This window comes from Streptomyces sp. NPDC099050, assembly GCF_044759865.1.
Taxonomy (GTDB): domain Bacteria; phylum Actinomycetota; class Actinomycetes; order Streptomycetales; family Streptomycetaceae; genus Streptomyces.
Genome location: NZ_JBIWAE010000002.1, coordinates 103496 through 129896, shown reverse-complemented (window position 1 = coordinate 129896; position 26401 = coordinate 103496). Strand labels below are relative to the sequence as shown.

Annotated in this window: 20 protein-coding genes; 13 read left to right on the top strand and 7 right to left on the bottom strand. The window is 73.4% G+C overall.

The window, feature by feature from the left end; all coding sequences use genetic code 11:
* Positions 1 to 99 precede the first annotated feature (99 nt).
* Complete coding sequence (locus ACIQV3_RS03595; RefSeq protein ID WP_403709378.1) at positions 100 to 483, top strand: ArsC/Spx/MgsR family protein; 384 nt, start codon at positions 100 to 102, stop codon at positions 481 to 483.
* Positions 484 to 545: 62 nt separating this feature from the next.
* Here the strand turns inward: ACIQV3_RS03595 and ACIQV3_RS03590 are convergent, their stop codons facing one another.
* Complete coding sequence (locus ACIQV3_RS03590; RefSeq protein WP_403709376.1) at positions 546 to 1508, bottom strand: 2-dehydropantoate 2-reductase; 963 nt, start codon at positions 1506 to 1508, stop codon at positions 546 to 548.
* Positions 1505 to 2212 (bottom strand): NADPH-dependent F420 reductase, encoded by a 708-nt coding sequence (locus ACIQV3_RS03585; RefSeq protein WP_403709374.1) that lies wholly within the window; start codon positions 2210 to 2212, stop codon positions 1505 to 1507. Before ACIQV3_RS03585 ends, ACIQV3_RS03590 begins: the two co-directional genes overlap by 4 nt.
* 241 nt (positions 2213 to 2453) lie before the next feature.
* On the opposite strand from ACIQV3_RS03585, the gene ACIQV3_RS03580 reads away from it, so the two are divergent.
* Positions 2454 to 3026, top strand: coding sequence for a hypothetical protein (locus ACIQV3_RS03580; RefSeq protein WP_403709372.1), 573 nt, complete (start codon positions 2454 to 2456; stop codon positions 3024 to 3026).
* Between the two features lie 51 nt (positions 3027 to 3077).
* On the opposite strand, the gene ACIQV3_RS03575 is transcribed toward ACIQV3_RS03580, so the two are convergent.
* Positions 3078 to 4007: a Gfo/Idh/MocA family protein gene (locus ACIQV3_RS03575; protein WP_403710126.1), complete on the bottom strand. Its 930-nt coding sequence runs from the start codon at positions 4005 to 4007 to the stop codon at positions 3078 to 3080.
* A gap of 279 nt (positions 4008 to 4286) precedes the next feature.
* Here ACIQV3_RS03575 and glnII point away from each other — a divergent pair, with 279 nt between their 5' ends.
* The 4 genes from glnII (at position 4287) to ACIQV3_RS03555 (ending at position 9202) form a co-directional block, all read left to right on the top strand.
* On the top strand, positions 4287 to 5306 hold the full coding sequence (gene glnII, locus ACIQV3_RS03570; RefSeq protein WP_403709370.1) for a glutamine synthetase: 1020 nt from the start codon (positions 4287 to 4289) through the stop codon (positions 5304 to 5306).
* A 95-nt stretch (positions 5307 to 5401) separates the two neighbouring features.
* Positions 5402 to 6310 carry a DUF6891 domain-containing protein gene (locus tag ACIQV3_RS03565; RefSeq protein WP_403709368.1) on the top strand — a complete coding sequence of 303 codons (909 nt, stop codon included), beginning with the start codon at positions 5402 to 5404 and terminating at the stop codon, positions 6308 to 6310.
* A 351-nt stretch (positions 6311 to 6661) separates the two neighbouring features.
* Positions 6662 to 7270, top strand: coding sequence for a winged helix-turn-helix domain-containing protein (locus tag ACIQV3_RS03560; protein ID WP_403709366.1), 609 nt, complete (start codon positions 6662 to 6664; stop codon positions 7268 to 7270).
* 141 nt (positions 7271 to 7411) lie between these two features.
* Entirely contained in the window at positions 7412 to 9202 is a 1791-nt protein-coding gene (locus tag ACIQV3_RS03555; protein WP_403709364.1) for a serine/threonine-protein kinase, read from the top strand.
* Positions 9203 to 9252: 50 nt separating this feature from the next.
* Here ACIQV3_RS03555 and ACIQV3_RS03550 read toward each other — a convergent pair whose 3' ends face one another.
* Together ACIQV3_RS03550 and ACIQV3_RS03545 are read right to left on the bottom strand one after the other, a co-directional pair.
* Entirely contained in the window at positions 9253 to 10755 is a 1503-nt protein-coding gene (locus ACIQV3_RS03550; protein WP_403709362.1) for a PepSY-associated TM helix domain-containing protein, read from the bottom strand.
* 79 nt (positions 10756 to 10834) lie between these two features.
* Positions 10835 to 11623 (bottom strand): hypothetical protein, encoded by a 789-nt coding sequence (locus tag ACIQV3_RS03545; RefSeq protein ID WP_403709360.1) that lies wholly within the window; start codon positions 11621 to 11623, stop codon positions 10835 to 10837.
* 66 nt (positions 11624 to 11689) lie between these two features.
* On the opposite strand from ACIQV3_RS03545, the gene ACIQV3_RS03540 reads away from it, so the two are divergent.
* From ACIQV3_RS03540 to ACIQV3_RS03510, 7 genes are all read left to right on the top strand, one after another.
* Positions 11690 to 12322, top strand: coding sequence for a rhomboid-like protein (locus ACIQV3_RS03540; RefSeq protein WP_403709358.1), 633 nt, complete (start codon positions 11690 to 11692; stop codon positions 12320 to 12322).
* A gap of 36 nt (positions 12323 to 12358) precedes the next feature.
* Positions 12359 to 13174, top strand: coding sequence for a tyrosine-protein phosphatase (locus tag ACIQV3_RS03535; protein ID WP_403709356.1), 816 nt, complete (start codon positions 12359 to 12361; stop codon positions 13172 to 13174).
* 145 nt (positions 13175 to 13319) lie between these two features.
* Positions 13320 to 15248, top strand: coding sequence for a hypothetical protein (locus ACIQV3_RS03530; RefSeq protein ID WP_403709354.1), 1929 nt, complete (start codon positions 13320 to 13322; stop codon positions 15246 to 15248).
* A 113-nt stretch (positions 15249 to 15361) separates the two neighbouring features.
* Positions 15362 to 16300, top strand: coding sequence for a metal-dependent hydrolase (locus ACIQV3_RS03525; protein WP_403709352.1), 939 nt, complete (start codon positions 15362 to 15364; stop codon positions 16298 to 16300).
* Complete coding sequence (locus ACIQV3_RS03520) at positions 16297 to 17349, top strand: PDR/VanB family oxidoreductase (RefSeq protein ID WP_403709350.1); 1053 nt, start codon at positions 16297 to 16299, stop codon at positions 17347 to 17349. The genes ACIQV3_RS03525 and ACIQV3_RS03520 overlap by 4 nt, the downstream gene beginning before the upstream one ends.
* 36 nt (positions 17350 to 17385) lie before the next feature.
* Complete coding sequence (locus ACIQV3_RS03515; protein WP_403709348.1) at positions 17386 to 18129, top strand: TetR/AcrR family transcriptional regulator; 744 nt, start codon at positions 17386 to 17388, stop codon at positions 18127 to 18129.
* A 39-nt stretch (positions 18130 to 18168) separates the two neighbouring features.
* The gene (locus ACIQV3_RS03510; RefSeq protein WP_403709346.1) at positions 18169 to 18714 is read left to right on the top strand and encodes a GNAT family N-acetyltransferase; all 546 of its coding nucleotides are present in this window, start codon (positions 18169 to 18171) and stop codon (positions 18712 to 18714) included.
* 15 nt (positions 18715 to 18729) lie between these two features.
* Here ACIQV3_RS03510 and pulA read toward each other — a convergent pair whose 3' ends face one another.
* Complete coding sequence (pulA, locus tag ACIQV3_RS03505; RefSeq protein ID WP_403710124.1) at positions 18730 to 24153, bottom strand: pullulanase-type alpha-1,6-glucosidase; 5424 nt, start codon at positions 24151 to 24153, stop codon at positions 18730 to 18732.
* The gene (locus tag ACIQV3_RS03500; protein WP_403709344.1) at positions 24153 to 25925 is read right to left on the bottom strand and encodes a carbohydrate-binding module family 20 domain-containing protein; all 1773 of its coding nucleotides are present in this window, start codon (positions 25923 to 25925) and stop codon (positions 24153 to 24155) included. The genes pulA and ACIQV3_RS03500 overlap by 1 nt, the downstream gene beginning before the upstream one ends.
* Positions 25926 to 26401: the final 476 nt, after the last annotated feature.

The following is a 26401-nucleotide window of genomic DNA, read 5'->3' as shown; positions in this document are numbered from 1 at the left end:
CTCCCAAAGGCAAGTTGGCGTCCTGTCCTTCTCCTTGAATTTTACCGGCGACCACTGACAAAGGACCTGGCCAGACGACGCCCGACTAAGATTTCGGGCATGGAGATCTGGATCAATCCCGCCTGCTCGAAGTGCCGTGGCGCACTGACCCTGCTGGACGCGGAGGGCGCCGAGTACACCGTCCGCCGCTACCTGGAGGACGTGCCCTCCGAGGCCGAGATCCGCGAGGTCCTGGGCCGACTGGGCCTGGAACCCTGGGACATCACCCGCACCTCGGACCCACTGGCCAAGGAGACGGGTGTACGGGACCTCCCGCGCGAGGAGACCGCAGAGTCCCGCGGGGCCTGGATCAGCCACCTGGCGGCCCACCCGAAGCTGATCCAGCGCCCGATCATCACGGCCGAGGACGGCACGGCGCTGGTGGCCCGCTCGGACGAGGCCGTCCGCGAAGCCCTCTCCCGGACGTCGGGCCCCCGCACCTAGAGGGCCCCAGGGCCTGTCGTCACCCCCTCCGCCGTCACTCCTCCCCCGTCACTCCTCCGCCGTCACCCCTCCCCCGTCACCCGCCGCTGATGGAGCCGCAGCTGGAGTGTGGCGAGGTCCAGGAGCGGGGTGAGGACGGCGAAGCCGCGGGCCCGGGCGGACAGGTCGCCGAGCACGTGCTCAACCTCGGTCGGGTGACCGGCGAGCAGGTCCCGGTACAGCGACGGGGTCAGCGGCGAGCCCGGGACGGCCAGCGTCCGCGCGGTGAGGGCGAGTTCCGGCTCCGGGACCGGGTACCCGGCGGCGGCCGACACCGCGGCCGCCTCGGCGAGGACCGCGAGGCCGAACCCGGTCCCGCCGGGCACGGCGTTGATCTCGCCGACGGCTCCGCGCGCCAGGGAGGTCACCGCCACCAGGGTGGTGATGAAGACCCACTTGTGCCACATGGCGCCGACGATGTCGGGCACTTCGGGGCTGTCGATCCCCGCCCCGGCCAGCACCGCGCGGACGGCGTCCACCCGCGCCGAGGGGCGGCCGTCGCGTTCGCCGGTGAGCACCACGGTGGGCGGGGCCATCCGGAGGATGTCGCCGTGCTCGTTCAGGGTGGTGACCACCTTGGCCACTCCGCCGAGCACCGCCGCGTCCCCGAACCGGTCCGCGAGGCGGTCGAGGTGGGCCATTCCGTTGAGCAGGGGCAGAATCGCCGTCCCGGGACCGACCGCCGGTGCGAGGTCCCGGACGGCCGCTTCGAGGGAGGTGGACTTCACGGACAGCAGGACGAGGTCGTACGTCCCGTCCGGCGCACCCGTCCCCTCCGGCGCACCCGCCCCCGCCAGCGCGTCGGCGGTGACCAGCCGCGGGGCGAACGCGATCTCCTCCCCCGGCCCGCTCACCCGCAGCCCGCGCGCCCGCAGGGCTTCGGCCCGCCGGGGGCGGACCAGGAAGGTGACGTCCTGCCCCGCCCGGGCGAGGCGGGCGCCGAAGTAGCCGCCCGCGGCTCCGGCTCCGACCGTCAGGATCCTCATCCGGCGGAGCCCGCCGGACGGACGGCCTTCGCCAGGGCGGCGCGGACGGCCGCCGCGTCGGCGACGGCACCCGGGTCCTCGGCGAGGCCCCCGGGACGGGACAGGTCCTCGGCGTACGGGAGCACGTACACGGGCGTGTCGCGCTGGAAGCGCCAGCTCTCCGCGAGTTCCCCCGCGTCGACCGCGTCGTAGCCGAGCAGATCGAGGAGGCGGGTGGCGGACGCGCGGGCGGCCGGGTCCTCGCCGGCGATCGGCAGGGCCGAGCGGTCCGGAGAACCGGCCGGACGGGCGAGGGCGAGCAGGTGCTTGAAGTAGATGTTGTTGAACGCCTTGACGACCCTCGCCCCGGCCAGGTGCTCCTGGACCAGCGCGCTGGTGGTGGTCTCCTCCGCCTCCAGGGCGGGGAGGACCCCGTCCCGCTGCGGGTAGTAGTTGAGCGTGTCGAGGACGACCTTGCCCGCCAGTGCGTCGGCGGGCAGCTCGCGGTAGTGCCCCAGCGGGATGGTGGCCACGACCCAGTCGCCGGCCGCGGCCGCCTCGGCCGGGGTGGCGGCCCGGGCGCGCGGGCCGAGTTCGGCGACCAGGGCGTCCAGGGTCTGCGGTCCTCTGGAATTGCTGAGGACCACGTCCAGCCCCGCGTCCACGGCGAGCCGCGCGAGGGTGCTTCCGATGTTGCCGCTTCCGATGAGTCCAAGAGTTGCCATGCGGGGTTCAAGTCGCCCGCGATCCACGGTATTCCGCCGCTACGCCGCCGGGGCCGGGCCGCACTCCGGCAGGTCGCGGCCCCGCCCCCGTCCCGGCCTACGCATCGCACCCGCCCCCGCCTTCGCATCGCCCCGTCGCATCCTTCACACCGCCCCCGTCTCAGCCTCCACACGGGCCCCATCCCGCGCCTCGTAGGGTGAGGCCAGCACAAAGGGGACGTACCGCACCAAAGGATCCGTCGTGAACGAGCAGCGGCACCCGCGTCCCACCACGCCCGGCGAGCCGCCTACGCCGCCTACGCCGCCGGCCCTCCCGGCGTCCGCGCTCCCCCCGCCCCGGCGCGGCGCCGACTGGATGTTCGGCGGGGTGTACGGGACCGTCCTCGCGTCCGGGCTGCTGGCCGCGCTCGACCAGAAGGGCGGGGAGTACACCCCCTTCTACGACGCCAGCTGGGTGCTCGTCACCGCCGCCACGGCCGGGCTCGCGCACGGGTACTCGCACCACATGAGCACCCATCAGGCCGGCTCCGCCGGTCACCGGTGGCGGATCCTCGGGCGGGCGCTGTGGAACGAGTGGCCCATGATCGCGGCCACCCTGCCCACCGTCCTGCTCCTGCTCGTCGCCGGACTCGCCGACTGGGACTCGCACGCGGTCACGGCCGTCGGGCTCGGCGTGAACACCGCGATGCTGTTCGCCTGGGGCGCCTTCGTGGCCCTCAGGGTCGGCTACAAGCTCGCCACGTCGCTGCTCATCGGGGTCGCCGACGCCACGATCGGGCTGGCCATCATCGTGGCCAACGCGGTCATCAAATAGCGGCGGGCGACGACGGGCCCGCCGTCCGGGCAGCGGGCCTCCGAAGCCGGCTCACTCCGGCAGCTGCGCCTCCGCCTCCGCCAGGATCTCCGTCAGCCGGGCTCCGAACTCCGCCCCCCGTACGTCCGGCACCCCGGTCCGGGCCGAGGCGAGGAGCGCGTCCAGGGCGCGGCCGTACGCCCCCGGGACGTCGCTCCAGTCCGGCAGGCCGAAGACGCCGGCGGTCCCGCGCAGTTCCAGTCCCACCCCGGCGGCCGCGCGCGGGGAGCTGAGGCTGAGCACGGCGGTGCTGGCGGCGCCGGAGGCGTGCCGCAGGGCCAGCTGGACCACGTCGGCGGGGCCGCGGGTGGCGCTGACCCCGGTGACGTCGCCGAGGACCGGGATGAGTACGGACAGGGCGTGCGGGCCCACGTCCCACAGCCCGCCCTTGGCCTTGCGCCAGGGCGAGTCGGCGTAGGCGCTGGGCTCGCCGTCGGGCGGGAAGACCGCGCCGAGCCAGTGCGCGGCGGCGGTGAACCAGCCCGTGCGCTCCGCCTGCTCCTCGACCCAGCCGGCGGTCGGCTCGGCGAAGCGCAGGGTGAGGAAGACGACGGAGGCGACCCGGTGCTCGGCCACGGCCTCGGCGACCGCGCGGGCGTCGGCCGGGGTCGTGGCGACGGGCTTGTCGAGCAGCAGATGGCAGCCGGCGGCGGCCGCGCGCACGGCGAGCGGGGCCTGCACGTCGGGCGGGAGGGCGAAGGCCACGGCGTCACAGTCGGCGAACAGCGCGTCGGGGTCTTCGTACACCTTCACCCCGTACTCGCGCGCCAGCTCGGCCGCGGCTTCGGGGCGCCGGCCCCAGACTCCGACGAACTCGGAGCCGGGATGCGCGGCGAGGGCGGGGGCGTGCGTGCGGCGGGCCCATGGGCCGGTGCCCAGCAGCCCGACCCGGGGGCGGGGCCCGGAAGCGGCCTCTGAGGCGGCATCTCCGGCGGACGTCACATCGTACGAAATGCTCACCCGCTCAGTCTGCCCCACCCGTACGGGTATCCGAACGCCAACCCTCTCGACCACGCCCACCTGCGGCGCAAACCTCGGTAACACGGGGTTCACACACGGGCAACGGAAGAGAAATCGCGAGCGGGCACTCTGCGGTCAACACCGCAGAACGAATTCGCAGTACGCGAGCCACAGGGACGTGAACCGCCGTACGCGATCCGCAGGACGCAGCGCAGCACCCGCAGAGTCTGCGCCGGAGCGACGCACCGAAGGATGGGGCCCGTGAGCTACAAGGCTGAGTACATCTGGATCGACGGAACCGAGCCGACGGCGAAGCTGCGCTCCAAGACCAAGATCATGGCGGACGGCGACGCGCTGCCGATCTGGGGCTTCGACGGTTCGAGCACCAACCAGGCCGAGGGCCACGCCTCCGACCGCGTACTCCAGCCGGTGTTCACCTGCCCGGACCCGATCCGCGGCGGCGACAACGTCCTCGTCCTGTGCGAGGTCCTGAACATCGACATGACCCCGCACGAGTCGAACACCCGCGCGCTGCTGCGCCCGGTCGCCGAGAAGTTCGCCGCTCAGGAGCCGATCTACGGCATCGAGCAGGAGTACACCTTCTTCGACGGCGCCCGCCCGCTCGGTTTCCCGGTCAACGGCTTCCCGGCCGCGCAGGGCGGCTACTACTGCGGCGTCGGCTCGGACGAGATCTTCGGCCGCGACATCGTCGAGAAGCACCTGGACCACTGCCTCGCGGCGGGTCTGGCCATCTCCGGCATCAACGCCGAGGTCATGCCCGGCCAGTGGGAGTTCCAGGTCGGCCCGGTCGGCCCGCTGGAGGTCTCCGACCAGCTGTGGATCGCGCGCTGGCTGCTCTACCGCACCGCCGAGGACTTCAACGTCTCCGCGACGCTGAACCCGAAGCCCGTCAAGGGCGACTGGAACGGCGCGGGCGCGCACACCAACTTCTCCACGAGGGCGATGCGCGAGGACTACCGCGCGATCATCTCCGCGGCCGAGTCGCTGGGCGAGGGCAGCAAGCCGCTGGACCACGTCAAGAACTACGGCGCGGGCATCGACGAGCGCCTGACGGGCCTGCACGAGACCGCCCCGTGGAACGAGTACAGCTACGGCGTCTCGGACCGCGGCGCCTCCGTCCGCATCCCGTGGCAGGTCGAGAAGGACGGCAAGGGCTACATCGAGGACCGCCGCCCGAACGCGAACGTCGACCCGTACGTGGTGACCCGCCTCATCACGGACACCTGCTGCACCGCCCTGGAGAAGGACGGCCTGGTCTAACCCCGGCAGGCCCCCTCTGACAGCACCCCGGCGCCCGTCCTCCCCCAGGGAGGGCGGGCGCCGCGCTGTCGGTGGCACCTGCCATCGTGTGCGCCATGCTGCCCGTCACCCTCCGCACCGAGCCCGCCGAGACCTACCGCCGCCCAGCGCTGCCCTGGCTGTCCGAGCTCGTCGGGCGCATCGGCGCCGACGGCGACCGCTTCCTCATCGTGGAGCGGCTGCCGGACGAGCCCGACGTGTTCGCCCAGGTCTGGCACGAGACCGGTGGGGACTATCAGTTGGAATACCGCGACGGCGCCCCCGACCGGCACTTCCAGGCCTTCGTCCGCACGGCGGCCGAGGTGGTGGACGTGATGGCCCGCTGGGCCCGCCGGGAGAAGGGCTGGGACCTCGGGCCGACCTGGGAGCGGCTGGAGTTTCCGGTTGAGGAGGTGGCGCCGCTCGCCCCGGAGGTGGAGGAGGAGCTGACCGGGCTCGTACGGGACGGACTGCGGTGCGGTTACGACGACCGGGCGGCCCTGAGCGAGCACGCCGAGGAGTACCTCGTCGCGGACGGCATCAGGCCGGTGTCGCGCGCCCAGGCCGAGCGCTTGGTCGACCGGCTCTGGCGGGAGCGGCTGGCGGAGCAGGCCGGCTGGGTGGGCGAGACCGATCCCGAGCGCCTGGCGCGGGCCTTCGCCGCCCTCGACGCCGCCGGCATCACCGCGCGGGAGAACTTCGCCTGCTGCCGCTCCTGCGGCCTCGCCGAGATCCGGGCGGCGGGCCGGGAGGACGCCCGGGGGTTCGTCTTCTTCCACGCCCAATGCACCGAGGGCGCGGCGGCAGGGGGTGACCTGTGGCTGCTCTACGGGGGCTTCGAGGAGGGCGGGGAACTCACCGCCTCCGTGGGCCGGGAGGTCGTCCATGCGCTGGACGGGGTGGGTCTGACATGGACGTGGGACGGATCCGCCCACGATGCGATACGGGTGACCGGGATGGACTGGAGGAAGAGGCTGGGCGGGTGACGGTTTGTCGGGATTGCAATGGTCCGTTCACGCCATGATCACGGAATATGGGATTCCGCTCCATAGAATGAGACAGGGTCTGCCCCGGGGCCCCCGCATCTGCTTGAATGGGGCCATGGCCAGCTACTCGCACACCTCGACCGGTCGCAGCGACCTCGAGCCGTTCTGGCCTTCCCGTCAGGACCACGATTTCGACCGGGTGTGTTGCCGCGCGAAGAACGCGCCGGCCCTCTAAAGCCTCCGGGACCTCGAACCGACCTCCCCCAGGCCTTCGGTCTGCGCGGTACGACACAAGACGACGCTCTCCGTACGTCTCCTGCCGACCACTCCGCGTGAAAGAGCTGACCACTCATGGCGAACACCCGTTCCTTCGCTTCTGCCGCCTCCGCTGCGACCACTCCCCTGACCTACCCGGCCTTCCCGCCCAGTCCGCGCCACCGCCTGCGGGCCGTGGACCGCGACGAGGTGGCACGCGTCGTGGACCTCCTGCCGCCCGGCGCCACCTGGCTGCCCGCCCCCGCGCACACCCTGCCCAGCCTCCCCGGCCAGCCGCCCATGGTCGGCTACCTGGTGCTCGTACCGGCCGACCAGCAGCCGCCGATCGCCTTCTCCCCGCAGTCCGTTCCCGCCGCCCCGGCCCCGGGTGCCTCGGCCCCGGGTGCGGCGGCCGTCACCGGGGACGCCCTGGTCCGCATCGACCCCGCGCAGCGCACCGCGGAGGTGGACGGCGAGGTCCTGGACCTGACGTACCTGGAGTTCGAGCTGCTGGCCCACCTGGTCGCGCACCCGCACCGGGTCCACAGCCGCGACCAGCTCGTGACCACCGTCTGGGGCTACGGCCACGTCGGCGACGGCCGTACGGTCGACGTCCACGTCGCGCGGCTGCGCCGCAAGCTGGGCGCCGCCCACCGCGGCGCGATCCAGACCGTGCGCCGGGTGGGGTACAAGTACGCGCCCTGATCGGAACGCCGGTGGGCCCGTACTCACGAGGGGGAGTACGGGCCCCGCGCGATCGCGTTGATCAACTCGGGCCGCCACAAGGGGGGCTTCCCCGCACATCCGTGCTGATCAGCCGGGGTGCCTGCCGTAGTCTTTTCCGTCGTGACCACCGGAACCGGCAGCGTACTTGCCCCACTTGAGCCCCAGGACCCCCGCGAGACCGCCGGCTACCGGCTGATCGCCCGGATCGGCGAGGGCGGCATGGGCACCGTCTACCTTTCGCACACGCGCGGCGGGCAGCCGGTCGCGCTGAAGCTGATCCGCCGGGAGTTCGGACAGGACCCGGACTTCCGGAGCCGGTTCGAGCAGGAGGTGCGGGCCGCGCGCCGGGTGCAGGGCTACCACCTCGTACCGGTCCTCGACCACGACACCGCGGGCGCCTCGCCCTGGCTCGCCTCGGTGTTCGTCCCGGGACTCTCGCTGCACGACACCCTGAGCACCCACGGCCCGCTGCCGCTCCCCGCCGTCTTCCAGCTGATCGGCTGCACGGCGCGGGCCCTCGGCTCCATCCACGCCGCGGGGGTCGTGCACCGCGACCTGAAGCCCGCCAACCTCCTGCTCGGCGCGGCCGGGCCGTACGTCATCGACTTCGGGATCGCCCGGGCCGCCGACAGCACGCAGCTCACCCGCACCGGCGGGGTCATCGGCACCCCGCAGTACATGTCCCCCGAACACGCGCTGGGCGCCGAGGTCACCCCCGCGAGCGACCTGTTCGCGGTCGGGCTCATCGCCGCGGTCGCCGCCACCGGGCGGCATCCGTACGGGGAGGGCGGGGCCACGGCCATCGGCGTGCGGATCGCCAACACCGACCGGCTGCCTCCGGACCTGAACGGCTACCCGGCGGAACTGCGGCCGCTGCTGGAGCGCTGCCTGACCGCGGACCCGGCGGAGCGGATCGGCACGGACGAACTCGCAGCGATGTGCGAACTGTTCGCCGGACGACCGCTGAACGACTTCGACGGCTGGCTCCCGGAGCCGGTCGGGCAGGAGATCGCCCGGCGGGTGCGGGCCGCGCAGCATCCGCCGGTGCCGACGGTGGCGGACCGGGGCGCGGCTGCTGCCGCGGCGCCCGCGGGCGGGTTCGGCCCGGCCGGTACGGGGACCGGGGCGTCCGGTGCCTTCGGCGGGCTGCACGCCGCGGACACGGCGTTCGCGCCGCCCCGGCCCCCGGGGCCACCGGGGCCTGGGCGGCCGAACCACCCGACGCCCGCGCCGGGTACGGCTCCGGGCCCCGCTCCGGCCCCGAAGGGGTTCCGCGGCGGGCTCATCGCCGCGTGCCTCGTCCTGGCCGTCGCCGCGGGAGCCGGCACGGTCTGGCTGCTGGACGAGGACGACGCGAAGAACGACGCGAAGGCGCCCGCCCGGCAGGGAACCCCGGCCGCGCCCGCGGCCGAGTCCGGATCACCGGATCCGGCCAAGGCCTCCTCCTCGCCGCAGACCTCAGCCTCCTCCTCGCCGAAGTCCGCGTACACGGTGGTCTTCCAGGACAAGCCCCTGACCCTGCGCGCCCCCTCCTCCAGCACCGGATCCCACGTCGACCTCGACGCTCCGAAGGTCGTTCCGAACGGGAGGATCGGCGAGGACGAGGACATGGAACTCACTTACCACGACTGGAGCGACGCGGGCCTGGTCTTCCTGACGGCGACGGGCAAGAGCCCGGGCAGCACACCGGAGGAGTGCCAGGACGCCGTCGCCACCAACGCCCTGGCCTCCAAGCTGACGAGCGACCAGCTCCACCAGGGCAAGGAGCTCACGAAGGGCACCGTGCTGTGCACGGTCACCAGCGACGGCAACCTGGCGATGCTCCGCATCACCGAGGTGGTGCCCAACAAGGGCAACTTCCGCCCCGTGCCCGACTACGTCACCGCACTCACCCTCTGGAGGATCGGCTGACGCCGTGGGCCCGGGCTCCTCCTGAGGAGCCCGGGCCCACGGACGGTGATCTAGACCTCGGCGCCGGCCCCGGCCCCGCGCCTCGACGCGGCGAAGCCCAGCGCCAGGTCCCCCGCGAGGAACACCAGCAGGCTGATGCCCAGCATCGGTACGAACCAGCCGACCACGGCCGTCGCCGCGGCCAGCGGCAGCAGCACCGTCACCGGCAGCTTCCGCCAGGCCCCGCGCGGCTGGGGGCGGCCGGCCGAGAGCGTGCGCTCCTTGGTCGGGCGGCGCAGCCACCACATGCGGTAGCCCCAGACGACCATGGACATCACCAGGACCGCCAGCGCGGCCAGGGCCAGCTGGTTGGCGAGCCCGAAGGTCAGGCCCATGTGCAGGTCGATGCCGAAGCGGGTCAGCTGGGCGAGCAGCGGGTGGTCGGCGAAGCGGACTTCGTCCATGACCCGGCCGTCGGCGGGGTCCACGGCGACCGCGTCCAGGTGCACCGGCACCTGCTTGTCCTGCTCCTTGACCACGTACCCCTTGCCCTGGGCGGGCAGGGTGATCCGCAGCGACTCGGTGACCCCGGCGGACCGGGCCGCCGCCACCGCTCCGTCGATGCCGATGGCGTCCACCGGCGCCGGCGGGGCCGGTGCGGCCGCCTGGTCGCCGCCGCCCGCGCCGTGCCCGGCGTGCTCGCCGCCCGCCTCGGCCGGGGCGCCGGGAAGCTTGGCGGCCACGGCCGGGGTGGTGCCGCCGAGGCCGTCCTTGAGCACCTCGATGTTCTCTCCGGCGTACCGCGACCAGGTCAGGCCGGTGACGGAGAGCCCGACGAGGCCGACCACGATCCAGACGCCGACGGAGCCGTGCCAGGACAGGGTCTTTCGGCGGCCGGTCGCCGTGCGGTCGGGCAGGACGAGCGCGGCACGGCCGGCCTGACGGGCCCGCTTGCGGCCGATCCACAGCGCGAGCCCGCCGAGCGCGACCACCCACAGCCAGCTCGCGGCGAGCTCGCTGTAGTTCCGGCCGAACTCCCCCAGGTGGAGGCTGGCGTGGAACTCGCTCAGCCAGGCCCGCAGGGGCAGCGCGTCGCCGACGGTGGTGAGCTTCCCGCGGACCTCGGCCGTATACGGATCGACGAACACGGTGAGGGTCTCGCCCTCGGCGAGTCCCGGGCTCTCCATGATCACCCGGGTGGTGGCATCGGCCTCCGGCGCGGGCCAGACGGCCGTCACCGTGCCCTGGGGCGCGGCGTTCTCGGCCGCGGCGACCTGGGCGCCGAGCGGCTGCGCGCTCGCGCCGACGCGGTCGACGGTCAGCTGGTCGGCGTAGAGGATCTTCTCGGCCTGCCAGGAACCGGCGTAGAGCAGCCCGGTGGTGGCGGCGACGAGCAGGAGCGGGGCGATCAGCACCCCGGCGTAGAAGTGCAGGCGCAGCAGCAGCGGCCGCAGGGCGGCCCAGGTGCCGGGCGTGCGCGGGCGAGCGGGCGCGGGCCCGGGCCCAGGGGCGTCGGGGGCGTCGGGGGCGTCGGGGTCCACTGCGCGGAGTTGCCCGACCTCGTCGAGAGACATGGGTGTCCTAGGTGTTGGCGAAGACATGGGTGAGCGGCCCCAGGTCTCGCCCCTCCTCCCGGGAGGGTGCGCCGTTCGGTCAGGCGCGGGCAGGACGGCCGGGGGCCGTGATGCGGATCCGGGCGGGCGCGGGCGGCCCGCGCCGCTCGGCGGTGTGCGCGTGTACGGCCCCGCGCAGGGTCCGCGGCCGCGGGTACCCGGCGGGTCGCGGCGACCGCGCCGGCGTTACGGGGAGCACGCGCGCCCGGAGCAGGGCGAGGACCCGGGAGAGCGGCCGGGCGGCGAGCAGCGCCCCGGCCGCGAGGGCGGCGGCGAGCCGGAAGACGGCGGCCTCGCCCCAGGCCAGCCAGAGCGCGCAGAACAGCCCGGCGAGGGCGTGCGCGGCGATCATGCCGAGCCCGTCGTGGGCGTGGCCGGCGGCCATGTCCCCCATGCCGGCCATGTCCCCCATGCCGGCCATGCCGCTCACGGCGTCCAGGCCGCTCATGGCGTCCCTGCCGGCCATAGCGTCCACGGAGAGCGCACCGTGCATGCCGTGCGCGGCATCCGCACCGCTGTCCGGACCCGCACCCATGTTCATGTCCATGTCCGTGCCCGCCCGATGCTCTCCCCCGCCCGCCGAGGCGGAGAAGACGAGGTGCAGGACCGCCTGTACGGCGAGCAGCGCGGCGGTGATGGCGAGCGGTCCGCGCCGGCGCCCGGCGGAGAGCCAGGCGAGAGCGCCGGTCAGCCCGAATGCGGACAGAAGCCCCAGCGCGGGAAGGTCCGCACCGGACATGTACGAATGCCCCGCCGCACCCAGTGCGACGGCCACCGCCGCGAAGAGCGCGGCCCGCGTGGCGCGCATCGGCGCGGGGCTGTGTGACATGACCTGCGCATATTGGCACGGCTCCCCGCCTCGCCGTACGGCGCCCCCGTGGCCGATCATGGTGCGATGAGCCCCCTGTCCTTGACGGTCCCGCTGAGCGCGGTGTACACGGGCACGGTCCAGCTCGGGGCGTACGCCCTGGAACGGCTGGATCCGGCGACGCGGGAGAGGCTGCTGCGCCGCTGCTCCACCAACGCCGACAACCTGGACGCCGGCCGCTGGGAGACCCTGCCCGCCAGCGCCCTCCTCGTCGAGGAGCCGATGCCGCTGCCGTACGCGCTCCTGCTGGTGGCCGTCCTCGGGTACGCCGAGTACGCCTACGGGGCCTGGTGGACGGCGGCCGCCTTCCTGTTCGGGCACGTCACGGCCACCCTGCTGGTCCACGGGGTGCTCCGCCGGACGGCCGGCCCCCGGACCCGGCGGGCGGTGGACGTGGGGACCAGCTACGGGTTCAACACCGTGCTCGGGGCGCTGACCTCGGCGCTGCCGCGCGGGCCGGTGCGCAGCACCGCCCGGGCCGGTCTGCTGGCGCTCGCCGTCGGGCCGGTGCTGCGGCGGGAGCGGACCTTCACCGATGCCGGGCACCTGGTGGCCCTGGCGCTCGGCCTCGGGGTCTCGCTGGCCGCCGATTACCTTTCCGGAGTGAAATCTCCGAAAATCATATGGATGACACGCGTCACCCAGCGCGCTTCGTCCTGAGCCGTGCATTTCTCTGATCACGTTGGAGCCGCCACGATGACCGTCACCCCCGCCAAGACCGTCGCCAACCTCCGGGACCTCGGCGGCACCCCGCTCGCCGAAGGCCGCAGCGTCCGCCCGGGTCTCGTGCTGCGCTCCGGCCAGCTCGACCGGCTCGACCTCGACGCCGACCCGGCGGTGGCCGCGCTGGGCATCGGCACCGTCATCGACTTTCGTACCGACGTGGAGCGCGGCGAACACCCCGACCGGGTGCCGGCCGGTGCCCGGCTGCTCATAGCCGACGCCCTGGCGGACAAGATGGCGGCTGACAACGGGGGCGACGGCGACCCCGGGAAGATTCCCGCCGCCCAGCTCAAGGACATCCTGTCCGACCCGGTGGTCGCGGAGGAGCACCTGGGCGGCGGCAAGGTGCAGGCCCTGTTCACCAGCCTGTACCGCTCTCTGGTCAGCTCCGCCTCCGCGCAGTCCGCGTACCGGCTGCTGCTCACCGAGCTCGCCGACCCGCGGTCGGGGCCGCTGCTCTTCCACTGCACGGCGGGCAAGGACCGTACGGGCTGGGGCGCGACCGTGGTCCTGTCGCTGCTCGGCGCGGACGACGAGACGCTGATGAGCGAATACCTGTCGGTCAACCCGGCGGTGCGGATCGCCTTCGCCCCGATGATCGAGGGCTTCACGGCGGCCGGCGGCGACCCGGACATCGCGCTGGCGCTGATCGGCGTCTTCCCCTCCTACCTGGAGGCCGCGCTGGACGAGGTGGACACGCGCTACGGCTCGATGGAGAAGTACGTGCGCGAGGGACTCGGCGTCTCCGACGAGACGGTCGAGGCACTGCGGGCCCGCCTGATCGTCTGAGACCCCCGGCGGGTCCCCCGGCGGGTCCTCGGCGGGTCCCCCGGCGGGTCCTCGGCGGGTCCTCGGCGGGTCCTCGGCGGGATCCGGTCCGAACACGCGCGCTGGGACCCGGTGACCATCCGACCATTCGCTCGTTCTGCTGAACGTGACTGCGCCGGATACCGCCACCCGCCCCCTCTCCCCCGATGTCGAGCAGGCCGAGGCCGCCATCGTCGAGCACTATCCCCGGCTGGTCCGGCTGGCCTACCTGGTGCTGCCGCCCGCCCTCGGCCGCAACCGGCGGGTGCTCACCGCCCACTCGCTGGCCCAGCGCGCCCTGCCGCGCGGGCGGCGGGACGGGGCGGCCGCCGCGCAGGCGGCGGTGCAGGGCGGGGTGCCGGGGCAGCGGGGCGGGGCGGGTCCCGAGTCCGGGTACGCGTACGTACGGCTGCGCGTGCTGCGGGCCGCGCTGGAGGCGGGGGTCCCGCTGACGTTCCGCGCGCTGCCCCGGCGGGCCCAACTGCCGCCGGTGCTGCCCCAGGTGTGGGGGCTGCGGCTGTTCCCGCGTTCGGGCGGGGCCGAGGAGCTGGCGCTCGACCAGTGGCTGGCCACCCTCGACGGGCCGGGCCGGGCCGCGTGCGTGCTGCGGGCGCTGGAGCGGCTGCCCGAGCCCGAGGTGCTGCGGGTGCTGACCGAGGCGGGGGTGGTCAACCCGGCGGCCGCCGTCGCGGAGTCCGGGGATCCGTCGACCGACGAGCTGTTCGCCTCCCCCGAGTTCGACCCCTGCGTGCTCCAGGCCCGGCCCACCGACCTGCTGCGCCGCCGACGGCTCGTGCGGGCCGGGATCGCCGCCGGGGCCGCCCTCGCCGTGTGCGGGGTGCTGCTCTCGCTGCCCGGCGGCGGATGGGGGGCCGACGGGGCCGCCGCCCCGCTCTACGCGAGGAACGCCGCGGCGGAACAGGCCCTGGACCCGGGGCAGTTGGTCCGGGCCGCGCCCACGCTCTGGCGTACGTCCTCCCGTACGGACTACTCCGGCTGGCCCGCGCGCGGCGACCGCGTCGACGATGCCGCGCTGCTGCGCCGGGCGCTGGCCGTCTGGGCCCGGCCGGGCCGCACGGTCGTGGTCTCGGCCACCCCCGGCACCCCGTCCGGGCCGCCGATGGGGCCCCCGCAGCTACTGTTCGCCGGGACCGTCGACCAGGCCGTCGTCGTCCTGCTGTACGACGGCCTGCGCGTGGCCCGGTACGCCGAACCGCGCTCCGGCACCGAGGTCGCCGCCCTCGACTTCGCCCGGACCGACGGCGCCTCGGCGGACACGGCGGCGGCCCTGGTGCTGAGCCGGGTCGACGGCAACGTCCGCTACCTGACGGCCCCCTGGGTGACGGCCGCGACGCAGCGGGACCTGCTGAAGCCGGGGGACGCCCCGACGGGGCTGGAGCTGACGGCGGACGGGGTCACCCCGCCGGTGCCGAGCCCCGCCGCGGAGGGCACCTGTACGAGCTGGAACGCCCTCGCGGTGACCGGTGACGGCGCGACCCGGCTGCTCACCGACCTGGGTGAACTGACCCCGGCCCGGCTGACCTCGGGGGCGCCGGGCGCCGAGCGGAACGTGACGGAGGGCGCGGAGCTGGGCGACTGGTCGCGGATCGCGTGCCTGCTGCCCTCGGTGCGTTCGCACGGGGTGCGCACGGTCAACGCGTGGACGTACGCGAAGCAGCCGCTGCCGGAGAGCGGCGGAACGGCGACCTGGCTGTGCACCCGGGCGGAGACCTGGCAGGGCACGGCGGACCGGGTCCAGGCGCAGTTCCTGGCCCCGGGCGCCCCGCTGGCGGCCCAGGCGGCGAAGGCGGAGGGCTCGCCGGCGTGCGGGCCGCGGGAGCCGCGGGTGCTGGCCGGGGTGCTGTGGAAGTCGAAGGCCGGACAGTGGTACGTCCTGGCGGCGGGCAGTGCGCAGTTCGCCTCGCTGACCGTGGGCGGCGGCCAGGTGAGCGGGGTCGCGGTGGGCAACCGGCTGGCGGTGAAGGCTCCGGCGGGGGCGCAGGTGGAACTGACGGGCAAGCTCACGGACGGTTCGAAGGCGGGCGTGTTGAGGTAGTCCCGGCCCGGCCGCTCCCGGCCGCTCCCGGCCGGGCCCGGTCCGGCCCGGGGCCCGAAGGAAGTGGCGGCAGAGGGGTTTCCCTCCCCTCTACCCGTCAGTACATTGACGCCATGTCTAATACGCCGCCCGCGTCGCCCGCCCCCGTGGCGTCCGAACACATAGAGCTGAAGGCCCGCAACGTGTCCTTCTCCTGGGAGGACACCCCGCTCCACTGGCTGCCCGGCGACCCCTTCGCGAACCACACCATCAACGTGCTGCACCTGCTGCTCCCGGCGGGCGAGCGCTGGTTCGTGCACGTCTACAAGCAGGTGCTCCCGTACATCACGGACGAGCGACTGCGCGAGGACGTCGTCGGGTTCATCGGCCAGGAGGCCATGCACGCGAGCGCGCACGACGACGTGCTCCCCCACCTCAAGCGGCTGGGCCTGGACCCGACGCCCTACACGGCGCAGATCGACTGGCTCTTCGAGAAGCTGCTCGGCGACCGGACCCTGCCGCCGGGCGCGCCCCGCAAGTGGTGGCTGATGGAACGCGTGGCGATGATCGCCGCGATCGAGCACTACACGGCCTTCCTGGGCAACTGGGTGCTCAACGCCGAAGAGCTGGACCGGCGCGGCGCGGACCCGGTGATGCTGGACCTGCTGCGCTGGCACGGGGCGGAGGAGGTCGAGCACCGGTCCGTGGCCTTCGACCTGTTCATGCACCTGGACGGCAACTACCGCCGCCGGGCGCGCACCTGGGCCACGGCCTTCACGGCGCTGGTCTTCCTGTGGCAGCGCGGATCGCGCTACTTCATGGAACACGACCCCGGCCTCCCGCCCGGGTCCAAGGCCTCGGTGGGCCAGTTCTACCGCTCGGGCCGCAAGGGGACCCTGCCGTCCACGGGCGCGATGCTGAAGTCGATCCCGACGTACCTCTCGCGCACCTACCACCCCTCGCAGGAGGGCTCCACGGCCCAGGCCGTCGCCTACCTGGCCTCCTCCCCCGGGGCGAACGGCGGTTCCCACGGCAGTTCACACGACGGCGCGAACGGCGGTGGCCGCGGATGAGGCGCGCCCTCGCGGTGACCGCGCTCGCGGGCGCCGCCTGGCTGGCGAAGCGGGCCATCGGCCGGCGCATCGACGCCGGGTCGCCGCTGTGGCCGCTGCCCGCGCTGGAGACCCCGGTCTCCGGGTACTCGCCGCGCCGGTGGATCCCGGCGCTGATCGTCTCCCGTACCGAGCCCGCGGAGGGGGTGCTGTCCCTGACGCTGGAATCGGCGGAACTCCCGGAGTGGGCCCCGGGCGCACACCTGGACGTGCGGCTCCCCTCCGGACTGGTGCGCCAGTACTCCCTGTGCGGCGACCCCGCCGACCGGGGCCGCCACACGATCGCGGTCCGGCTCGTGGAGGACGGCCGCGGCGGCTCGCGCGAAGCGCACGCCCAGCTGGTGGAGGGCGCGGAGCTCCCGGTCCGCCCGCCGCGCAACCGCTTCCCGCTGGTCCCGGCCCCGTCCTACGCCTTCGTCGCGGGCGGGATCGGCATCACCCCCATCCTCCCGATGCTCCGGGCGGCCACGGCGGCGGGCGCGGACTGGACCCTGCTCTACGGGGGCCGCTCGCGGGCCTCGATGCCCTTCCTGGCCGAACTCGCGCGGTACGGGGACCGGGTCACGGTCGTCCCCGAGGACGAGGCGGGCCTCCCCGACCTGGGCGCGCTCGGCGCCTCGCTCGGCCCGGACACCCTGGTGTACTGCTGCGGCCCGGCCCCGCTGATGGCGGCGGTCGAGGCGGCCGTACCGGCGGGCGTCCCGGTCCACCTGGAGCGGTTCGCTCCGGCGGCCGCGGGCGGGGGCGCGCAGCCCTTCACCGTGGAACTGCACCGCTCGGGCCGGGTCGTGGAGGTGGCGGCGACGGAATCCGCCCTGACCGCCGTGCGCCGGGAGCTGCCCGGTACCCCGTACTCCTGTGAGCAGGGCTTCTGCGGTACCTGCCAACACCGGGTGCTGGCGGGGGACATCGACCACCGTGACGCCCTCCTCACGGACGGCGAACGCGAGGACTCCATGCTGCTGTGCGTTTCCCGCGCGGCCTCGGACCGCCTGGTCCTGGACCTGTAGGGGGCCCCTGCGGGGGCGCGCAGTAGGGTGTTCCGCATGACAACCGGGGTGCGGCGCAGGATGGGTGTCGAGGAGCGGCGGCAGCAGCTGATCGGGGTGGCGCTGGAGCTGTTCAGCCACCGGTCGCCCGACGATGTGTCCATCGACGAGATCGCGGCGGCCGCGGGGATATCGCGGCCGCTGGTCTACCACTACTTTCCCGGCAAGCTGAGCCTCTACGAGGCTGCGCTGCGGCGGGCCGCCGACGAGCTCGCGCTGCGGTTCGTGGAGCCCCGGGAGGGGCCGCTCGGGGCGCGGTTGCTCCGGGTCATGGGGCGGTTCTTCGCCTTCGTCGACGAGCACGGGCCCGGTTTCTCGGCGCTGATGCGGGGCGGTCCGGCGGTCGGCAGCAGCCGGGCCAACGCGATGATCGACGAGGTCCGCCAGGCGGCGTACGAGCAGATCCTCTCGCACCTGGGCGTCGACCGGCAGGCTCCGCCCGCCCGGCTGGAGCTGGTGGTGCGCTCGTGGGTGTCGCTGGCCGAGTCGACGGCGCTGATCTGGCTGGACGGCCGGCGGATCCCGCGCGCCGAGCTGGAGTTGCAGCTGGTGCACGATTTCGCGGCGCTGGCCGCGGTGAGCGCCGCCTACGACGAGGAGATGGCGGGGATCCTCGTACGGATCCTCGTGGACGAGCCGGCCGATGGGCCGTTCGGGGAGCTGGTGGGGCGGCTGGTGGCCCTCGTCCCCACGGGATCCGCCCCCACGGGCCCCGGCCCCTCCGTGCCCGGTCCGCGTTGATGGACCGTTCTTGATCGAATGGCGCGCAATAATGCCCGCGTGATCATTGACGACGGGATCGTGTTCCGGCAGGCCGAGGAGAAGGACGCCGGCACGCTGATGGCGCTGTACGACCAGGCCGCCCGCTGGATGGCCGCGCACGGGATCGAGCAGTGGAAGCCCGGGGAGAAGGATCCCGCGCACTTCCTGGCGGTCATGCGCGAGGGCGAGGTGTGGCTCGCCTCGGACGGCAACGGGCACGCCGTCGGGGCGTACGAGCTGTGGTGGTCCGACGAGGAGGCCTGGGGCATCCAGCCGCCCGTGGCCGGCTACGTGCACAGGCTCATGGTCGAACGCGAGGCCGCGCCCGCCGGGGCCGGCCGGCGGCTGCTCGAACACTTCGAGCGGCGCATCGCCAGGACCGGCCGCGAGCGGGCGCGGCTGGACTGCGTCTCCACCAACCCCCGGCTGCTCGCGTACTACCAGTCCGCGGGCTACCGGGTGGTCGGGGAGTTCCCCCACAAGGAGGGCAGGGACGGGCGGGTGTACGGGGTGATCCTGCTGGAGAAGCGGCTGGATCAGCTCACTCTGGTCAACCCCGCCTGACCCCCGCCCGCGTCATCACCCCCGTTTGAAGACGGCCGCCGTGCGGGCCGGGACGGCGAACTCCCCCTTCGCCTCGTCGTACGCCGCCCGCCGGACCACCGGGTCCGCGCCCGAGGCCTGGACCGGGTGCAGGGCGTACGCCGTGCCCGCCAGGGCCGGGACCCGCTGGGTCAGGGCGGTGGGGGCGGCGTTGAAGACCACCACCAGGTCGCCCAGGGCCATCGTGATCACGCCCGGGGTCTCCTCGGGCCCCGAGAGGGGGAAGGCCAGCTTCGCCTGCACCGCGTCGGCGGTGGTGAGGGCGAAGGCCGGTTCCGTCGTACGGATCCTCAGCAGGTCCCGGTACGCGGACGAGGCGCCGCCGATCTCCGCGCAGCCGGGTGCGGGCGCTGCCAGCAGGGGCTTCGCGTAGGTCCACTTCGGGCGGTTGTCGGCCGCCGGGGGCAGGCCGCGGCCGAAGCCGTTGCCGTCCTCGCAGTCCCACAGGATGGCGTTGAACCAGTCCCCGCTGTCGTAGGAGTTGCGGTCCAGGGACTTGGAGCGGAGCAGGTCCGTGCCCGCCTGGGAGAGGGCCGGGCCCTGCGAGAGGGCGGCGACGGACATCGCCAGGACCTGGGCGCGGGACCGGTCGGCCGGCGTGGTGCCCTCCGGGAGCTTGAACGCGAGGGCGTCGAAGAGCGTCTCGTTGTCGTGGGCGTCGACGTACGCGAGGGCGTCGCCGGGGGCCGCCGCGTACCCGGCCGGGGCCCCGTTGTAGTCCACCTCGGCCCCCTTGACCTTGCGGCCGGTGGAGTCCGTGAAGGCGTACCCGGCGAGGTTGCCGGTCAGCCCGACCTTGATCAGGTCCTGGCCGTGGAGGAGCCGCACCCGCTGCTGCTCCGGAGTGCCGTTCGCCGGGGAGGCGTTGGGCGCGGTGAACAGGCCGGAGGCGAAGCCCTGGACGCGCGGGTCCTCGTCGAAGGGGCCGCCGCCGCGGACCGCGTCGCGGGCCCGGTCGGAGAAGGTGGCGATGCCGGTGCCGGCCATGTTCTGCTGCGTGGCCTGCGTGAAGCGGGCGTCGTTGGCGACCTCGCCGAAGTTCCAGCCCTCCCCGTAGAGGACGATCTTCTTGCCGTCGACCCCGTCCTTGGCGGGGGTCAGCGCGTCGAGGGCGGTGCGCACGGCCAGGATGTTGGCCTTCGGGTGGTGGCCCATGAGGTCGAAGCGGAAGCCGTCGACCTTGTACTGCTTGGCCCAGGTGACCACCGAGTCCACGACGAGGCGGCCCATCATGGCGTTCTCGGGGGCGGTGTTGGCGCAGCAGGTGGAGGTGGCGACGGAGCCGTCGGCCAGCAGCCGCTGGTAGTAGCCGGGGACGATGCGGTCGAGCACCGACTTGTCGGACTGGCCGGCGGCCACGGTGTGGTTGTAGACCACGTCCATGACGGTGCGCAGGCCCGCGCCGTTCAGGGCCTGCACCATGCGGCGGAACTCCACCGTGCGGGCCGTGCCGTTCGGGTCGCTCGCGTACGAGCCCTCGGGGACGGTGTAGTGCAGCGGGTCGTACCCCCAGTTGTAGGCGTCCTTCGCGGCCGCGGCGGCCACGCAGGCCTGCTGCTCCTCGGAGTCGGGGGCGTAGACCTTCAGGTCGCAGGCGGGTTCGGTGCGGTCCCCGGGCTTCTCGGGGATGGTGCCGATGTCGAAGGCGGGCAGCAGGTGGACGTACGAGGTGCCGGCGGCGGCCAGGCCGCGCAGGTGGCGCATGCCCGCCGAGGCGGTGTCCGTGAAGGCCAGGTACCGGCCGGGGTGGGTGGCGGTGCGGTCGGCGACCGAGAAGTCGCGGATGTGCAGTTCCTGGATCTGCGCGGAGGTGAAGGGGACGGGCGCGGGCTTCTTCAGCTCGCGCCAGCCGGCCGGGGCGAGCTTCGGATCGGTGAGGTCCACGGCCAGGCTGTACGTGGAGTCCGTGGTCAGGGCGGTGGAGTACGGGTCGGTGACCAGGTTGCGGACCACCCGGCCGGTGCTCGGGGCCCAGACGGTGACGGCGAAGCGGTAGCGCTTGCCGGTCCAGTCGCGGTCGCCGCGCACCGACCAGACGCCGGTGGCGTCGTCGCGGCGCATGGGGACGGTGCGGCCGCCGTCGAGTTCGAGGGCGACCTGCTGGGCGGTCGGGGCCCACACGGAGAGGGTGGGGCGGCCGTCCTTGAAGACGGGGCCGAGGGCGGTCGTCGTCGCGTTCCTCGCGTAGAGGTCGTCGAGGACCCCGGCGAGCTGGACGCCGGTGGCGGCGAGGACGGCGCCGTTGGCAGCGCGGGCACTGGCGACGAGCTGGCCGCGCAGGGCTTCGCGGACGCGGTCCCGGTCGCGCGGGTCGACCGTGTAGGCGGCGTACGCGGCCAGGTGCGGGTACTTCGCCTTCTGGGCGGCGCTCAGCTCGGTCTTGGCCAGCCGGAGCCACTGGGCCCGGCCGGTCAGGGTGCCGTTCTCGGCCTTGACGGCTCCCTCGCGGGAGGCGAGGAGCTGGAGTGAGGCGGCGGCGGGCGGGGCGTTCCAGGCGACGGTGTCGCGGTCGATCCAGACGGCCTGGGCCTTGGTGAGGTCCAGGGCGGCGGCGCTGCCGGCGGGCTGCGGGAGGAGGTACTTCTCCTTGCCGCCCAGCATCCACACCTCGTGCCCGTTGCTCTTCAGGTCGAGGGACTGGTCGGAGGGGAGGTCCTTCTCGTCGCCCTTGTGGAGGATGTAGCTGAGGCTGGTGGCCCCGGCGGCGAGGGGGACCTCGTAGACGGCGCCGTAGGAGTCGGTGCGGGTGGGGAGGATCGGCTTGGACCAGTCGGTGGGGGTCGCCGCTCCGGTCCAGACGTGCAGGCCCCAGCCCTCGTAGGCGCCGTCGGGGCGCTGGTAGTGCAGGACGGCCTTCGACTGGTCCTGCGGCGGGTAGGCGGGACGGTCGGTGCGGACGGGCTCCTTGCCCTGTTCCAGCCAGATCTCGCCGGTCTTCGTCACGTCGATGGTGCGGTCGGCGGCGACGTCCTTGGTGCCGTCCTTGTCGATGACGAGGTAGCCGACGCTGCTCGCCCCGGGCTTCAGCTTGACGTGGGCGAAGGCGCCGTAGGCGTCGCGGCCGGTGAAGTCGTGGCCGGCGGGCCAGGGAGTGGCCTCGCCCTCGGCGAGGTCGCCCCAGGCGAACAGGCGCCAGTTCGTGTAGTCGCCGTCGGGGCGGTTGTAGTGGACGATCGCGTAGTCGCGCTGGGTGGCGGTGGGGACCTCGGCGGGCGGGGTCTGGCCGGTGGCGGAGGCGGCGAGGGCGCTCGCGGTGCGGCCGGCGGAGTCGATGACCACGGCCTTGTAGCGCAGCGGGGTGCCGGCGGCGGTGGCCGGATCGATGAACTGGGTCACCTTGTACGGGGCGTGGTCCGCGGAGCCGAGGGCCTGCCACTTGTCCGTGCCGGTCTGGGCGGCGAAGACGACCCGGCTCAGGGGGTCGCCGGAGACCTCGGCGGAGATCTCGACGGTGCCGGTGGCGCCGGGGGCCGGGGCTTTGAGGGTGAGGGCGGGCTTGGTGGTGGGCTTGGCGGCGGGGGTGGCGGCCTGGAGGACCACGGAGCCGAGGGCCGGGAGGGTGACGGTGAGCTTGCCGGCCGCGGAGGAGCGGATCAGGGTGGCCGTGCCGCCGTAGAGGGCGGCGTACTGGACGCCGGCCGGGGCGTCGAGCTCGATGGTGCGGGGGGCGGTGGCGTTGTTGGCCGCGACGAGGTACTCGGTGCGGGTGCGGGGGTCGGTGCGGGCGAAGGCGTAGGCCGAACCGTCGGAGAAACGTTCGCTCTGGACGCCGTCCCGGAGGGCCGGGTGGTCCTTGGTCAGCTTCGCGAGAGCACTGATCTGCTTGTAGAGCGGGTGCTCCGGATCGTAAGCATCGCTCGCGTGTGTGCGCACCGTTCCGAGCTGGTCGTCGTCCAGGTAGTCGGCCGCCCGCGAGGCGAAGAGGGGCTGGCGGGCGTCCTTGTCCCCGCCCGCGCCGGTGAAGCCCTGCTCGTCGCCGGAGTAGATCACCGGGTTGCCCCGGGAGAGGAACATCAGCTCGTTGGCCAGCCGGTAACGGTCCAGCAGTTCCTGCTCCCCCGCCCCCGGCCGGTCCTGCTTCAGGAAGGTCCCGAAGCGGCCCATGTCGTGGTTGCCGAGGAAGGTGACCTGCTCGTAGGCGTTCGCCTTGTCGGTGGTGTACCGGTAGTCGTCACCGAAGACGGAGGCCAGCCGCCCGGCCTCCGCGCCCTGGGCGGCGTACGAGCGGATCGCCTCCTGGAGCGGGAAGTCGAGGGTGGCGTCCAGGCGGCCCCGGGTCACGTACGGGGAGGTGATCGCGGTGTCGGCGGAGTAGACCTCGCCGAACATGAAGAAGTCCTTGCGGCCCTGCCGGGCGGCGTACGCGTCGAGGGCGGTGGCCCACTGCGTCCAGAAGCCGGTGTCGACGTGCTTGACGGTGTCGATCCGGAAGCCGTCGACGTCGAACTCCTCGACCCACTTCTCGTAGATCTTCTCCATCCCCTCCACGACCTCGGGACGCTCGGTCCACAGGTCGTCGAGGCCGAAGAAGTCGCCCTGGTCGGAGGATTCGCCGGCGAAGGTGGAGTCGCCCCGGTTGTGGTACATCGTCGGGTCGTTGAGCCAGGCCGGGACCTTGAGGTTCTTCTTCGCCGCGGGGACGAAGGGGGTGCGGGGGAAGGAGTCGCCGTCGGTCTTCGGGAACTTCCCCTTCCCGCCGCTGTAGTCCGAGTCGTCGAACGGCTCCCCGTCCTTCGTCAGGTAGGGGAAGGCGCCCTTGGACAGGTACCCGTAGGAAGCCTCCCGGTAGTCGACGACGTCGGCGGTGTGGTTCGTGATGACGTCGAAGAAGACCTTCATCCCCTTCGCGTGCGCCTTGTCGATCAGCCGCTCCAGATCGGCGTTGGTCCCGAAGTGCGGGTCGACCTGGGTGAAGTCGGTGATCCAGTACCCGTGGTAGCCGGCCGAGACGTCCTTGCCCGTCCCCTGCACCGGCTGGTTCTTGAAGATCGGCGCCATCCAGATGGCCGTGGTGCCGAGCCCCTTGATGTAGTCCAGCCGGTCGGCGATCCCCTTGAGGTCCCCGCCCTGGTAGAAGCCCTTGTCCGTCGGGTCCAGGCCGGTCTCCAGCCGGGAGCCGGTCAGACCGCCCCGGTCGTTGCGCGGGTCGCCGTTCGCGAACCGGTCCGGGAGCACAAAGTAGAACTGCTCCCGGGTCAGGTCGTGCCGTGCGGACTCGGCCGCCAGCTTGGCGTCGGACGGCGGGGCCGGTGGCGCCTTGGCGGCGGCCGCCGCGGCGGCGGGAAGGGCGGGCAGGAGCGTCACGGCCAGGGTGGCTGCGAGCACTCCCGCGGCGCCGGCGAGGGCGGGGCGTATCAAGGCGGATCTCCTCGGGTGCGGGACGGGGTGGGACGGGAGGATCAGTTGCGCCAGGTGTCGGTCAGCGAGACCTTGCCGTTGGCGGGGACCGTCGCGGAGCGATTGGCTCCGCTCTCCCAGGTGACGTTCCCGGCGGCGTCCTTGCGGAGGTACTTGTACGCGAAGACCGTGCCGGGCGGGAGCGTGACGTCGAGCTTCCAGACGGGGTAGGCGGCCGGGTCGAGCTTGAGCGCGGCGCCGGTGTTCCAGCTGCCGAGCTCGGCGCGGTCACCGGTGACGTAGATGTTCTGGCCGACGACGGTGGTGGCGTTGACGGCGAAGGAGGCACCGGCGGTGGGGGTGGGGGTCGGGGTGGGGGTCGGGGTGAGACTGGCGGTCGGCGTCGGGGTCGGCGTGGAGGTCGCGCCGCATGCGCGGGCGCCCACGTGCAGGGCGACGGCCGTTCCGGCCCCGAGGGTGGCGGTGAACCGCCCGCCGGAGTCCACGCTCACCGTGCGGCCGCTCTGCACGTCGCAGTAGTCGCCGGCCGCGAGGGAGGTCTGGAAGGTCCGGGTCAGGGCCGAGCCCTCGTGGTTGATCGCCACGTACGCCTTGGCGCCCCGGCCGAAGGCGATCTGGTCGCCGCCGTTGTCCCACCAGCCGGTGACGGCCTGGCCGCGCGCGGAGTTGCGGAAGCCGACCATGGAGGAGATCTCCCGCCAGGAGTGCTGGCACGTCCACCCGTCGGTGTAACAGGCCTTCACGGTACCGCCGTTGGGCGGTCCGGCGTCGCGGTCGGTCCAGTCGTAACCGGAGTGCACGTCGGGCGAGCCGTAGGGCCAGGCCAGCATGAAGACGTTGGCGAGCGTGTAGGCGGAGCCGTTCTTGTAGCTGAGGGTGTCGCCGCCGCGCTCGGTGTCGTGGTTGTCCACGAAGACGGCGGACTGCCCGGAGGGCATGTGCCCCCAGGCCTCCCCGAAGTTCTTCAGGTAGGCGAGGTTCTCGTTCTGGAAGACCCGCTTGAGGTCCCGCGCGTACCGGAACTCCTGCACGTCGCCGCTGCCGAGGTACTCGCTCGGCGAGACCGCCTCCCCGGCGCCGTGGATGGCCTCGTGCTTCCAGTAGGCGTTCGGGTTCGACATCCGCGACTTGATGTTCGCGAGGTCGGCGGCGGGCATGTGCTTGGCGGCGTCGATCCGGAAGCCGTCGACGCCGAGGGAGAGCAGGTCGTTCAGGTAGCCGGCGATGCGGCCGCGCACGTAGTCCTCGCTCGTGTCCAGGTCGGCGAGCTGGACGAGTTCGCAGTTTTGTACGTTCCCGCGATCGTTGTAATTCGATATCGAGGACCGGCAGTCGTCCATGTCGCCGCCGGAGTAGACGCCCGGGTAGTTGTACTTCGTGTACGAACTCCCGCCCGTTCCGGTCCCGTCGCCGGCCGCCATGTGATTGATGACGGAGTCGGCGACGACCTTCACTCCGGCGGCGTGACAGGCGTCGACCATGGCCTTGAAGGCGGTACGGTCACCCAGCCGGCCGGCGATCTTGTAGCTGACGGGCTGGTACGAGGTCCACCACTGGGCCCCCTGGATGTGCTCCTGCGGGGGCGACACCTGGACGTAGCCGTACCCGGCGGGCCCGAGGCTCTCCCCGCAGGCCTTCCCGACGGAGTCGAACCGCCACTCGAACATGACGGCCGTGACGTCCTTCTCACCAGGGGCGGCGGCACGCGCCTCGGGAGCGGGCCCGCCGACAACGGCGAAGGCGGCCACGGCGGTGACGGCGGATACGGAAAGCAGCGCGGCGGCGGCTCTGACGGCGCGAGCACGGGTGGGCATGGGGTGTTCCTCCTGGCGGAGAGGCGCGCAGCCGGGTGGGGACCGGTCACGGCCGAGTTGGGGATTGCAGCGACCGTAGGTGCCAGGAGGAGGCGCTGCAAGACCTTGCGTAAGAGATTGCAGAATTGTTTCCGGGCGGAGTCGGGGGTGAGGGGCGGCGGGGCTGCGGGCCGGTCGGTGGCTGCGTGGGTGCCGGGCGGCGTCCCGGCAGTCGAGCGTCCTTCCGTGGTGGGGCGGTCCGTCAAGGGCGCTCCCTGCGGTCGCGTCGCTTCGCGATGGCCTTCGGCCACCCTTGACGGACCGCCCCACCACGGAAAAACACAAGACTCCCGGGACCCCCCCGGGGAATGGCCTGGGGGAGGACCTCGGGAGGAGCGGCCTGGTCGGGAAATGCGCAGCCCCCTCCGGCCGGCGGTCATCCGCAACACGGCCCCGGCAGGACCGTGACCTCAGCCGGTACGGACGCGCGGGACGAT